This is a genomic window from Streptococcus sp. 1055, assembly GCF_013276815.1.
GTDB classification, from domain to species: Bacteria; Bacillota; Bacilli; order Lactobacillales; family Streptococcaceae; genus Streptococcus; species Streptococcus pseudopneumoniae.
Genome location: NZ_VMLT01000047.1, coordinates 1 through 13023, shown reverse-complemented (window position 1 = coordinate 13023; position 13023 = coordinate 1). Strand labels below are relative to the sequence as shown.

13 protein-coding genes and 1 pseudogene are annotated in these 13023 nt (G+C 41.8%); 2 read left to right on the top strand and 12 right to left on the bottom strand.

Annotated elements, in window-relative coordinates:
• The 4 genes and pseudogenes from HT699_RS05010 to HT699_RS04995 all read right to left on the bottom strand — a co-directional run.
• On the bottom strand, nucleotides 1–139 hold a 139-nt coding region (locus HT699_RS05010; RefSeq protein ID WP_220041902.1), incomplete at its 3' end, for an IS630 transposase-related protein.
• Nucleotides 140–179: 40 nt separating this feature from the next.
• A pseudogene (locus HT699_RS05005) lies at nucleotides 180–440 on the bottom strand (PaaI family thioesterase); the annotation flags it as partial.
• A 69-nt stretch (nucleotides 441–509) separates the two neighbouring features.
• Nucleotides 510–1991, bottom strand: a complete 1482-nt coding sequence (locus tag HT699_RS05000) for a UDP-glucose--hexose-1-phosphate uridylyltransferase (protein WP_138701197.1) — start codon at nucleotides 1989–1991, stop codon at nucleotides 510–512.
• Nucleotides 1992–2009: 18 nt separating this feature from the next.
• Nucleotides 2010–3188: a galactokinase gene (locus tag HT699_RS04995; protein WP_050261383.1), complete on the bottom strand. Its 1179-nt coding sequence runs from the start codon at nucleotides 3186–3188 to the stop codon at nucleotides 2010–2012.
• Nucleotides 3189–3352: 164 nt separating this feature from the next.
• On the opposite strand from HT699_RS04995, the gene galR reads away from it, so the two are divergent.
• Nucleotides 3353–4360, top strand: coding sequence for a DNA-binding transcriptional regulator GalR (gene galR / locus HT699_RS04990; RefSeq protein ID WP_050291949.1), 1008 nt, complete (start codon nucleotides 3353–3355; stop codon nucleotides 4358–4360).
• Nucleotides 4361–4405: 45 nt separating this feature from the next.
• Here galR and HT699_RS04985 read toward each other — a convergent pair whose 3' ends face one another.
• From HT699_RS04985 to czcD, 3 genes are all read right to left on the bottom strand, one after another.
• Complete coding sequence (locus tag HT699_RS04985) at nucleotides 4406–5443, bottom strand: alcohol dehydrogenase catalytic domain-containing protein (protein WP_000833733.1); 1038 nt, start codon at nucleotides 5441–5443, stop codon at nucleotides 4406–4408.
• Nucleotides 5444–5797 carry a stress response transcriptional regulator NmlR gene (nmlR, locus tag HT699_RS04980; protein WP_001022631.1) on the bottom strand — a complete coding sequence of 118 codons (354 nt, stop codon included), beginning with the start codon at nucleotides 5795–5797 and terminating at the stop codon, nucleotides 5444–5446.
• Between the two features lie 243 nt (nucleotides 5798–6040).
• Nucleotides 6041–6931, bottom strand: a complete 891-nt coding sequence (gene czcD, locus HT699_RS04975) for a cation diffusion facilitator family transporter CzcD (RefSeq protein ID WP_000645093.1) — start codon at nucleotides 6929–6931, stop codon at nucleotides 6041–6043.
• Between the two features lie 132 nt (nucleotides 6932–7063).
• Here czcD and sczA point away from each other — a divergent pair, with 132 nt between their 5' ends.
• On the top strand, nucleotides 7064–7600 hold the full coding sequence (gene sczA / locus HT699_RS04970; protein ID WP_000181704.1) for a TetR/AcrR family transcriptional regulator SczA: 537 nt from the start codon (nucleotides 7064–7066) through the stop codon (nucleotides 7598–7600).
• Nucleotides 7601–7765: 165 nt separating this feature from the next.
• Here the strand turns inward: sczA and pnuC are convergent, their stop codons facing one another.
• The 5 genes from pnuC to HT699_RS04945 form a co-directional block, all read right to left on the bottom strand.
• A complete protein-coding gene (gene pnuC / locus HT699_RS04965; protein WP_000557779.1) occupies nucleotides 7766–8572 on the bottom strand; it encodes a nicotinamide riboside transporter PnuC in 807 nt (268 codons plus the stop codon).
• Nucleotides 8573–8916: 344 nt separating this feature from the next.
• The gene (locus HT699_RS04960) at nucleotides 8917–10437 is read right to left on the bottom strand and encodes an ABC transporter permease/substrate-binding protein (protein ID WP_000182940.1); all 1521 of its coding nucleotides are present in this window, start codon (nucleotides 10435–10437) and stop codon (nucleotides 8917–8919) included.
• Nucleotides 10430–11158, bottom strand: coding sequence for an ABC transporter ATP-binding protein (locus tag HT699_RS04955; protein WP_000575219.1), 729 nt, complete (start codon nucleotides 11156–11158; stop codon nucleotides 10430–10432). The genes HT699_RS04960 and HT699_RS04955 overlap by 8 nt, the downstream gene beginning before the upstream one ends.
• Nucleotides 11159–11172: 14 nt before the next feature.
• On the bottom strand, nucleotides 11173–11901 hold the full coding sequence (locus HT699_RS04950; protein ID WP_172934143.1) for a nuclear transport factor 2 family protein: 729 nt from the start codon (nucleotides 11899–11901) through the stop codon (nucleotides 11173–11175).
• Between the two features lie 38 nt (nucleotides 11902–11939).
• On the bottom strand, nucleotides 11940–12383 hold the full coding sequence (locus HT699_RS04945) for a MarR family transcriptional regulator (protein ID WP_044791050.1): 444 nt from the start codon (nucleotides 12381–12383) through the stop codon (nucleotides 11940–11942).
• Nucleotides 12384–13023: the final 640 nt, after the last annotated feature.

The window sequence follows — 13023 nt, the reverse complement described above, 5'->3', positions numbered from 1 at the left end:
GTCCTTGTTCACGTAAGTTCTTTTCCCACGTGAAGAGAGTTCTGACGCCAACATCAAAAACCTTGGCTGCCTCGACATGGCTGTGCCCCTCTTTGATGTAATCTAATGCTCGCTGTTTAAAATCTGTACTATATGCCATAGCTTTATTATAACATGCTTGTTTGAAACTAAGCAACTATAATAGTCAGCACATCGTCTAGTTTTCCTGCCTTGAGATAGTTGATAGAGGACTGAAGCGTCACTCCATCAAGTCCCAGCGAGATAACCACCAAACCACTGATTTGGTCACATAGCGTGAATAGATAGCCACCATGGGCATTGCCATAGTAATTGAGCGACGAGTTCACTACTTTGGTCGTCACCACAACGTGACCATCTCTCATTTTTTCAATTTCGTAATTTTCAAAGGCAGATATAGCGTCAAAATGAAAGTCTTTCATCGTTTCCTCCTGATATTTCAAACGACACTATGATACTACTTTTTATAGGACTGTGCAAGGAGAAAGCTCCTAGTCTAGTGAAATTCCGACATGTTCCACAAAGCGCATAAAGGCTGTCTGCCCTTGTTCTGTCTGCTTGTAGACTCCTGCATCCTCAAGTACACGCACAAAGATAGCACCCACAGAGTCCTTGACGATTGCAAGGGCTTTTTCTTTATCCGTTAGGTCTGGATGTTGGGATTTGAGTTGGTCTGCCCACTCCTGATGATAATCGGCAACTGTAACAGCTTCTCCTACAAGATAGCTAGCGACTTGCTCTACTTCTTCTTTCAGACGTGGTGGCAAGATTGCCAAGCCCATGACCTCAATCAAGCCGATATTTTCCTTCTTGATATGTTGGACATCCTTGTGGGGATGATAGATGCCATCAGGATGCTCTGCTGAAGTCTGATTGTCTCGCAAGACCAAGTCCAACTCAAACTGTCCATCACGCTTACGCGCTATTGGTGTGATGGTGTGATGCGGTGTCCCGTCTGTCTCTGCTAAAATCTGCACACTAGAATCTGAATACTGACGCCATTCCTGGAAAATCTTATCAGCTAAGTTAATCAAATCCTCTTTGGAATCCGAAGTCAAACGCAACACTGACATGGGCCACTTGACAATCCCAGCCTTGACCTGCTCAAAACCAGTAAAAGAGAAAGTCTTTTGCAAGGGAGCCAATTCCATAGGAAATACGTAACGGCCTCCCTGATAATGATCATGAGTTAGAATAGAGCCCCCCACAATCGGCAGGTCGGCATTAGATCCAGCAAAATATCCTGGAAACTGCTCTACGATAGCCAACAGACGTTCAAAACTCTGACGACTAATGGCCATGGGACGATGCTGGCCATCTAAAAAGATACAATGCTCATTAAAGTAAGCATAGGGCGAATACTGGAAACCCCATTCCTGACCAACCATTTCAAAACGGATAATCCGGTGGTTGCTGCGAGCTGGGTGGTTGACCCGACCATGGTAACCCTCATTCTCTAAACAAAGTTGACACTGAGGATAATTACTAGCTTGCACCAACTTGGCTACCGCAATCTCTTTCGGATCCTTTTCAGGCTTAGAGAGATTGATGGTAATTTCAAGTTCTCCATAATCAGATGGAACACGATAAGCGATATTTTTAGCAATGGCCTTGAGTTTGATGTAGTCATTTTTCTGACTGAGTTGGTAGAAATCCTCTATCGCTTGCTCAGGAGATCTGGCATAGGTTTCCCAGAAGTCACGATTGACCTGACTCGGACAAGGGGTCACCAAGTCCATCAATTCAGCACCAAGGATTTCACGCGCAGTCTGACTATCCTCAATCGTCTCTAATCGAACGGCTTCCTCAACTAGCTGGTCCTTGAGGTCAATCAATTTATCCAGATTGGTCTCAACTTCCAAAACACCTTCTCCCACTCGTGCCAAAACACGATTGGTCAGGTAGATTCGATCCATTTCCTCAAATGAACTTTCAGAAATGACATGTGTTACAAATTTATCTACTAAGGTCACAATAGAGCCTCCTTTTGACTAGTCAAGGACGCGAGTGCCACCTGCAACTTCAGCGATATAGAAGCTTGGAGCGTAGCCAACTACTTCCTCGTAGTGTTTGCCAACAGCTTCCTTAAAGGACTCAACAGTATCTTTTTGCACCAAGGCAATGGCACAGCCGCCAAAACCTGCCCCTGTCATGCGAGCACCGAGAACTCCTTCTTGTGCCCAAGCTGTGTGAACAAGAGTATCCAATTCCAAACCAGTTACTTCATAATCATGCTCAAGAGAAACGTGAGAAGCATTCATCAAACGACCAAATGTTTCCAAATCTCCTGCTTGAAGGGCTGCTTGAGCTTTAAGGGTACGTTGGTTTTCAAGCACAGCATGGCGAGCACGTTTCAAACGATTTTCATCTTTAATCAGATAGCTGTATTGGTCAAATGCCCACTCGTCCAATTCACCCAAGGTCTGAATATCTAAGGCAACTTGCAATTCTTCCACTGCTTTTTCACACTCAGCACGGCGTTCATTGTACTTAGAGTCTGCTAGTTCACGACGTTTATTGGTGTTCATAATAACAACGACATTGTCCTTCAAATCAAGTGGCACCAAGTCGTATTCTAAAGTATTGGTATCTAAGTAAATAGCACGTTGGTCAGCCCCCATACCAATAGCAAATTGGTCCATAATGCCAGAGTTGACTCCGATAAAGTTGTTTTCTGTTTGTTTTCCGATTTTAACCAAATCCAAACGGTCTAGTTTTAAATCAAAGAGATGCTCTGCCACGACTCCTGTCAAGAGCTCCAAGGATGCTGAAGAAGACAAACCAGCACCATTTGGGATATTCCCATAAACATAAAAATCAAAACCTTTGTCAATCACATGTCCAGCTTCTTGCAAGAAATGAAGAACTCCTTTTGGATAATTGGTCCAGTTGTGCTCTTTTTCAAACTTGAGGTCAGCGAGAGGCACTTCGATAATGCCCTTGTCCTCAAAGTTAGCTGAGTAGAAACGCAAAACTTGGTCGTCACGCTTACGAGCTGCACCGTAAGTTCCCAAGGAAATAGCAGCAGGAAAAACGTGCCCACCGTTGTAGTCTGTGTGTTCACCAATCAAATTAATGCGGCCTGGTGAAAAGAAGGTTTGGTCTGCTTCTTGACCAAAAACAGCAAGAAAGTCTTTGCGAAGGACTTCAGTAGTAAGATGTTGTGCCATATGAATTCTCCTTTGACTGTCCGTTAAGCCATCTTAACGTGTAATCGTTTTCTTTCTATTGTATCCAAGGAATTTCCCAAGGTCAATCCTTTTTACTAAAATTTTAGTAAAATATCAGTAAAAAGAAGAAAAATATGATATACTAACCTAATCAAGGAGGATTTATGGCTACCTTAAAAGACATTGCACAGCTAGCCTCTGTCTCTATCGCGACCGTATCCCGCGTCCTCAATCGCGACCAGAGCCTATCTGTTACAGAAGAAACCAGACACCGTATTTTAACCATTGCTGAAGAGCTGGGCTACACCAAGCACCTCAAGACAGGCGAGTCCCACAAACCCAAGCAAAAGATTGCCATTATCCAATGGGTCAGCGAACAAGGGGAGCTGGACGACCTCTACTACTACCAGATTCGCCTAGGAATAGAAAAAAGAGCCCAAGAGTTGGACTATGATATCTTGCGCTATTTTAATGACCATCCTTTTACCTTAAGCGAGGAAGTGATTGGGATTCTCTGCATCGGAAAATTTAGCCGAGCTCAGATTTCTGCCTTTGAAGAATACCAAAAACCCCTGGTCTTTCTAGACAGTGATACACTTTCCCTGGGGCATACTTGTATTATTACGGACTTTTACACTGCCATAAAACAGGTTGTCGATTATTTCCTCAGCCAAGGAATGGACCGTATCGGGATTCTAACAGGCCTTGAAGAAACAACTGACCAAGAAGAAATCATTGAGGATAAGCGGCTGGAAAATTTCAGAAACTACAGTCAAGCAAAAGGAAGCTATCATGATGAACTGGTCTTTCAAGGAAACTTTACTGCCCAGTCTGGCTATGACTTGATGAAGGAAGCCATTCAGAACTTGGGAGACCAACTCCCACCAGCATTTTTCGCAGCCAGCGATAGTTTAGCCATCGGTGCCCTTCGTGCACTCCAAGAAGCTGGAATCAGTCTGCCAGATCGCGTCAGCCTCATTTCATTCAACGACACCAGTCTGACCAAACAGGTCTATCCTCCCCTCTCTAGTATTACAGTTTATACTGAAGAAATGGGGCGAGCAGGTATGGATATTCTTAACAAGGAAGTCCTCCACGGTCGCAAAATTCCTAGCCTGACCATGCTGGGAACCAGACTGACATTAAGAGAAAGTACCCTAAATCAAGAATAGGATAACATAAAAAACGAATAGAGTTCTAAAACTCCTATTCGTTTTTTATTCGATTACAATCATAGACTTAATTGTCTTACGTTCATCCATATCTTTGTAGGCTTGGTCGATATCTTCCAGTTTATAACTTGAAGTAAAGACGCGACCTGGATTGATATCACCATCAAGGACGGCTTTTAGTAAAAATTGCTTATCGTATGTTGTAGCAGAAGCTGCCCCACCTGCTACAGAGATATTTTGAATAAATGTCGAACCAAGAGCACGATTATTATAGTGTGGGACTCCTACAAAGCCCATACGCCCTCCATTATGAAGAACACCTAGCGCCTGTTCTATAGCAGCCTCCGTACCAACACATTCAAGTGCTGCGTCTGCTCCTCCACCGAGGATTTCACGCACCTTGGTAATTCCTTCTTGACCACGTTCTGCAACAACAGCTGTCGCACCTGACTCCATAGCCATCTTTTGACGGTCTTCATGACGGCTCATAAGGATAATTTGTGATGCTCCACGCATCTTAGCCGCGATGACAGCACATTGACCAACAGCCCCATCACCGATAACAACAACCTTGTCCCCTTTTTGAACATTTGCAACACGCGCCGCATGATAGCCTGTCGGCATGACATCTGCAAGAGTCAAAAGGGACTTGAGCATCCCTTCTGTATAGTCAGAAGGTTGACCAGGGATTTTAACCAGCGCCCAGTTTGCATAGTGGAAGCGAATATATTCTGCCTGAAAATCACCCCCCAAATTATTGCCAATATGATTGTCGCAAGAACCGTCAAATCCAGCAAGACAGGCATCACACTCACCACATCCATGTGTAAAAGGGACAATCACAAAATCACCTGGTTTCACCGTCGTAATGGCTTCCCCAGCTTCTTCAACAATCCCAATCGCTTCGTGTCCACTATTTTTGTGTCCAGCTTTCGTTTCTGGATTACGGTACCTCCATAAATCTGAACCACAAACGCACGCACGAACCACACGAATAATCACATCATCCGCTTCTATTATTTGCGGACGTTCAATGCTAGCAAGTCCAACCTGACCTGCCTTTGTATATACTGCTGATTTCATTTAAAATTTTCCTTCCTTATAAAGTTTAATTTTGAGATTTAAGCGATTTAAAGCCGTCTGTAACTGAGACAAGCGCTCCTCTAATTTTTTCTTTTCCTCTTCTAAAATACCAAGCCTCTCCTCTCGCGTTTCATCCCCCTTTTGGTAGAGCGACATATAGTCAACTAAACTGTCTACAGAGACACCTGTCGAACGAAAACACTTAATAAATTCCAGCGCTTCTATATCCTGATCTTGAAAATCACGAATCCCAGTTGCAGTACGAGTAATCGGTGGCACAAGACCAACCCGTTCATAATACCGAATCGTATCCGCTGAAATTCCCAACAAATCACTGGCAGATTTAATATTCATAGGCTAACCTCCTCTCCTTTCATTCACTGAGTTTAAGCTACTCTAACTCACTTATCTTATTATATAACTTTGAGTTGACTCCAAGTCAAGCATTTTGCACCTAATCGAAAAATTTTTATCATTAACAATCATATATCTGGAGTTTATACAATGCTCTTCTCTTACCAATTTTTGAAATATTTAAATAATAAAGAAATTACTCTATTCCAAATAAGATAGTACCCAAGTATTTTTCACTTTTTTCTAATGTTGATGCTCATAACTCCGTTCCAAGTCACACACCTTTCGCTTATGGGTTTGGTGAGTTTCTAGGTCAGCATCAATTTCAATGGTAATATTTTGAAAACCACAATCTTTTAGGAAAATTCGAATAGACTCTTTACAAGTTTCCATATGTTCCATTTCTTTTAGACAAACATGGACAATGGCATTTTTTTCCAAAGCATCCATAGTCCAGAGATTAAGCTGATTAAGGCTGGCCACATTGTCCAATCGCTCCAGGCCACTCTTTACTTGCTTGATATCAAGACCTTCTGGCACAGCATCCAAGAAAATCTTGAGTGTAGACCAAAAACGTGGAAGGGCTTTTGAAAGAATAAAGAAAGAAATGACAAGGGACAAAAGAGGATCTAGGATATACCAGTCCGTAAATCGAAGAACAATCGCCATCAGGATAACAGCTACCCACCCTAGCGTATCTTCCAGAAAATGCAGACTCAGAATAGACTCATTCTTTGTCTTTCCCTTACCAACCACCAGACTCGCTAACAGATTGATAGTAATCGCAATAATTCCTAACCAGAGAATCCCCTCATCATTGACTGGTTGCGGATGCAAAATCTTCGTGACATTTTCCAAAATGACTAGAACAGAGCCCGTTACGAGAATCACAGCTGTTACCAAGGCTCCTAGCAGGCTAAACCGCTTATAGCCCAAGGTGTACTGATTGTCTTCTTCACGATTGGAGATTGTTTCTAAAAAAGCTGATATTCCAATTGCAATCGCATCTCCCAAGTCATGCACAGAGTCAGCAAGAACAGCGCTAGAACCAAATATTCCACCTGCAATAAACTCAACAATGGCATAAGTCAAATTTAAGAAAAAAGCCACCCAAGCAGCATATTTTGCCTTCATATTTCTCATTCCTTTGTTATAATAGATTTATGAACACCTTGTTCATTATCATTATCCACTAAAACTCAAAGAAAGGATAGAAGCAAAAGGTCAGCTTTATTCAGTTCTGAACAATTTGCCTTAAGTGTCCATATGACTAACATTGACCGCCGTATCAGCAAAACCAAAAAAGCCATCTATCAAGCTTTTATACAACTTTTGAATGCTAAGGGCTACGAGACCACTACTGTTCAGGATATCATTGATCTCGCAGATGTGGGACGATCCACCTTTTACTGTCACTATGAGAGTAAGGAGCTTCTTCTGGACCAGCTCTGCCGCTACCTCTTCCATCATCTTTTTGAAAGAGAGCAAGCCATTTCAACCGAGGACTACCTCGCCCACCTCTTTCTCCATTTTCATAAAAACCAAGACCATATCACCAGTCTGCTATTTTCCAAAAATGACTACTTCCTCCGTCAACTCCATAAAGAGCTAGAACACCATGTCTATTCCGTGCTAGCTGATAATTTAAAAGAAGCCCACCCTAATCTGCCTACTTCTTACCTCCAACACTTGGTCATGTCCAACTTTATCGAGACATTGACCTGGTGGCTCAAAAAAGGTCAAGATTTCACAGACCAGGAAGTTGTCCAATTTTATCTAGACCTTCTCATTCCTAAAAATTGAATATAGAGTAAAGCTCAGTTGTCTTATTTCTAGGTTACTGAGTTTTTTATCTTTTCAACAACAAAAGAGGACCCGCCGATCCTCTTTTTCATACTATAAATCCTTGATTATCAACTATATCTGTTTTAATCGAAATCTCAAAACAGCACTTTCAAACATCTTTTCCTAGTTAAGTAAATCAGTATTCTGCTTAGCTGCCTTGCTCCATTGATACCAACCAACTAGACTGTTAATGAGATAAATTAGATATTTCCCTTGAATTTGCAGGCTTTCTCCCCACCAGAGATAGATTGAAAAGACATTGGTAGCCGCCCAGAATATCCACTGTTCACGGTAAACAGCTGTCATGAGGATTTGCCCTACCCCATTGGTTGCATCTGTGATTGAATCACGATAGGGACGATTGGCACCAATAGACTGATAAATGAAGCCAAAGGCCAACCACCAAAGCACACTAATGGAAAGATACTTTGTCCAGCCCTTGCCGTCCAGTTTACGCGCGACAAACTCCTGCTTTTCCTTCTTAAACTGTGCCTGATAAATCCAAACTAGAAGTCCAATTGGCTGCATGACTGTGAAGTAAAGTGTCGTCAGCACCTCACCATAAAAGCCTTTCTGTAGGGCCAAAATAAGGTAAATAACAGAGTTAATCAAGCCAAAAAGATAATTACTTGCTCGACCTTCCGATACAAAGATTACACAGATAATCCCTGTCAAGCTACAAATCATCCCAATCCAGTCAACAATACGATGTTCGTAAACCAACTCCAGCCAGAGAGGAAAACTTCCTAAAACCAGCAAATAAATCCACTGGGCAAAACTACGATGGGCAAAGAGGTCATCCCAGATAGCCTTCATAGTTCCTGAAAATCCTAAATCAGCCATAGCCGCAACCATACGACGGTAACCACCTGACATTTCACCTAGGGTTGTTTTGATATTTTCAATTTTCTTTTGCAAATAAGTATGCATCATTTCTCCTTTTGTTTTTAAAGAGCCGTGTCTGGATAGACTTTCGGACGCAACGCTCTATTAGATAATGAACTGCCTATACACAAGATTTCTAACCTTAGTCGACATGAGCTGAAACCCCTTATTTGTTAAGTAGTTCACAAAATATTATACACCTATTTTATGAATAGTCAACTGTCTTTACAGTAAAATTTTAGAAAATCATGAAAATTTTCTCTTTCTTTCCATTTTAAGTGACATTCAGTCATTCTCACATCAAAAAAGCCCAGACGAAATTGTCTGAGCATTCTTTTATCTAGTCGTTTAAGGAAGTTGAGTTCAGTATGTTTAAAGTCTCTACCCCATCATTTCTTCAACAAACCTTGTTCTTGTAGAAATTCCTTGGCTACTTGTTCCGCTGACTTTCCTTCAACACCGACTTGATAGTTGAGCTGGCTCATCTGGCTTTCAGTAATTTTACCAGCCAATTTATTGAGAACTGTTTCCAACTCTGGATGTTTCTTGAGAAGAGCTTCTTTCATCAGTGGAGCCCCTTGATAAGGTGGGAAGAGTTGTTTGTCATCGTCCAATACCTGTAAATCATAACGTGCCAACTCTGCATCGGTTGAATAGGCATCCGTGATTTGAATATCACCTGACTGAATTGCCTGATAGCGAAGGGCTGGCTCCATGGTCGCCACATTAAGATTGAGACCATACATTGACTGCAAGCCCTTATTTCCGTCTTCACGGTCATTAAACTCGAGAGTAAAACCTGCCTTCAGCTGCCCTTCCACTTTTTTCAAGTCCGAAATGGTCTTCAAGCCATATTCTTGAGCAATCTTTTTCGGAACAGCTACAGCATAGGTATTTTGATAAGACATGGGTTTGAGATAGGCTAGATGATCCTGTTTGGCAATACCATCACGCGCTACATCATAAACCTGCTCTGGCTCATGACTCACTTTCGGTGATGGCTGAAGTAAACTTTCAGTCACCGTTCCTGTAAATTCAGGATAGATGTCAATATCGCCTTTTTTCAGAGCTTCATAGAGGAAGCTTGTTTTCCCAAAATTCGGTTTAACAGTCGCAGTCATACTGGTATTTTCTTCAATGAGGAGTTTATACATATTGGCCAAAATTTCTGGTTCTGGTCCCAATTTCCCAGCAATGACCAAGTTCTCTTTCTCTTTTTGAGCCAAAAGAGCTGGACTATAAGACAAACCAAGCAATAAGGTCACCAAGGCAAAACCAGAAAAAATCGTCCGCAATTTTGCTTTTTCCATCACTTTTAGTAGGAAGTTAAAGGCAATGGCTAGCACTGCAGAAGAAAGTGCCCCAATCAAAATCAGACTGGCATTATTACGGTCAATTCCCAAAAGGATAAAGGAACCCAGTCCCCCTGCACCAATCAAGGCAGCCAAGGTTGCCGTACCGATAACCAAGACAGCTGCAGTCCGAATCCCAGACATGATAACCGGCATGGCCAGTGGAATTTCGAATTTCTTGAGACGTTCCCATCTGGTCATCCCAAAGGCAATCCCAGCCTCTTGCAGACTCGGATCAATTCCCTTGAGTCCAGTGATGGTATTTTGCAAAATCGGAAAAATCGCATAGATCACTAGAGCTGTCAATGCAGGCAAGGTTCCAATTCCCATCAAGGGGATAAAGAGTCCCAACAAGGCCAATGACGGGATGGTCTGGAAAATCCCTGCAATCTGCAAGACCCAGTCCGCCATCTTTTCATGATAACGAAGAAATACCGCTAAGGGAATCGCGATAAAAATAGCTAGTAACAGTGTCAAAAGTGACAACTGCAAATGTTGAGATAGAGCTGTCAACCAATCACTAAAACGATCCTGAAAAGTTGCAATTAAATTAGTCATGAACACTACCTCCAAACAAGTCTGCTACAAAATCTGTTGCAGGAGCTTTTAAAATAGTCTCGGAATTCGCCACCTGGCGAATCTCTCCATCCTGCAAGACAGCAATACGGTCCGCCAATTTCAGAGCTTCATCCGTATCATGGGTTACAAAAATCGTTGTCATCCCAAATTCTTTATGCAATTCTTTCGTCAGAATCTGCAACTGTTTTCTCGAAATAGCATCAAGAGCCGAAAAAGGTTCATCCATGAGGAGAATCTTAGGCTGACCAATCATAGCACGAACAATTCCAACCCGTTGCTGTTCTCCACCAGATAGCTCACTTGGAAGTCGATGCCCATACTCGGATACTGGTAAACCAACCTTAGCCAAGAGCTCTTCTGTTTTCTGAGCAATTTCTTCCTTAGTCCAGCCCTTCATCTCAGGAATCAGGGCAATATTTTCCTCAACCGTTAGATTGGGAAAGAGAGCAATGGCCTGTAAAACATAACCAGTAGACAGACGAAGCTCCCGCTCGTCATAGTCTTTGATGCGCTTGCCATCCATATAAATATTTCCATCAGTCGGTTCCAAGAGACGGTTAATCATCTTAATCATGGTCGTTTTACCGGATCCAGAAGGCCCAACTAAAACCATAAATTCCCCATTATCAATCCGTAAATTGACATCTCTCAAGACATCTTTTTCTGTGTAGCGCAAGGCTACATTTTTGTATTCAATCATTCTTTGTCCTCATTTTAAAACTTTCCTCGATTGGTCATGTCTTCTACCTTAGGCATGACTTCCTTATTGTCCCAATGCTCCACAATTTTTCCATTTTCTAAACGGAAGATATTGTACTGGGCATAAGCAAGGCCATCAATCTGAGTCTGACCATAGCTAACCACATAATTTCCTTGTCCTAAGAGTTGGAAAATAAAGTCAAAAGTGACACTATATTCAGCCACATAGTTTTTATAAGCAGCACTTCCTTGTCCAATCTCATGATTATGCTGAATCAAATCGTCTGCCACATAATCACTCCACTGCTCTAGCTCCCCATTTTGGAAAATTTCTGTCAAGAAACGGCGAACCAGCTTTTTATTTTCTGCTTTCTTATCCAAATCCTTGATTTCAAAATCTCCAAAAATTTGATCTAGTTGGTCATTTTCAGGTGTTCGATAGTAGTCAATGACATCCCAATGCTCAACAATACGACCATTCTCATCCGCACGGAAAGTATCCGTCGTCACCAATTGATCTTCTCCACCCTTCAGATATTGATGAACATGAACAAAGACCAGATTGCCATCCTCAATGGTGCGGACAATCTTAATCTGACGCTCTGGATGACGCTCAAAGAAATCTGCAAAGAAGGCTTCAAATTCTTCTTTCCCGTCAGGAACACCTGTCGAATGTTGGATATAGGTATCCCCTACAGACTGGGCTTGAGCCTCAGCAACTCGTCCGTCTTGAATGGCATGGATGTATAGGTTTGAGCATTTTTCACTTGTTGTGACATATTCTAAATCTCATTTCCCTTCTCTTTCAGATTCGCCAAAATTCTTTCTTGAAAACCTTTAAATTGGTGAATTTCTTCCTCTGAAAATCCTTTGTAAAAGATAGTATCCAATTTCTGACTGACACGATGCCCCACTTCTTTCTGGGACTTGCCTAACTCCGTTAAAACTAAATACTTCTTACGCTTGTCTTTTCCACACGGACTAACAATTACAAGCTTTTGTTCCTCTAGCTTTTTTATCATAGTTGTCAGCGTATTATTCGCAAGCCCAGTCGCAAGCGCGATATCTGTCGCAGTTGCGCAGCCAGTTTCACTATTCCATAAAACCGCTAAAATCTTGCCCTGTTCACCCCTATAAAGAGCCTCAGGATCTTGACTCAGTAACTTTTGAAAAATCCGCCCATTCAACAAACGAATATGATGGGCTAGCAAATGACTATCTTTCATAACACCTCCAATTTATTTCGATATCGAAATGAATAAAATAATTGTAACACTCATCGTTCTAATTGTCAACTATTTCGATTTGGAAATAATTTTTGATAATTATCCACACCACCATACTCCGACTCAACTAACTTTTAACGAGAGTTTCTAAACTCCTTCGTCCTCCAGTCTACAAAAGCCTTCCATCCGTACTATCCTATATTTTATGAGAGGACACATTTTTCCTATCAGACCATTTATTTTAAAGATAGAAGTCAATCATAATTGCTTCCATCTGTTCTTTTATAGTATATTGAAGTTGGACTAGGGCACTGTATCTTCTAAAACATCGATAGAAAGCGATTTAATTCCCCCAATCAATTTGTTCATATCTTATTTCATCCCGCTATAATTTCACCTTACCCTATCTTTTTCGTAGCACCCTTCAAACAGTCTCTCCCCAGACTGTTTGAGTATTCACCCCTTCGCTCCACTTCCATTACAGAAGTTTCCTCACTACTATGGGTTCGGCTGACTTCTCATGATTCCTTGTTACTACGCTTTCAGCGCTCATGAGACCTCACGGGATAAGTCCTACATCTTTCCTCGTTTATACAAGATATGAGGACGTTAAAAGGTTAGAGTGAAAATAGGAAATCTG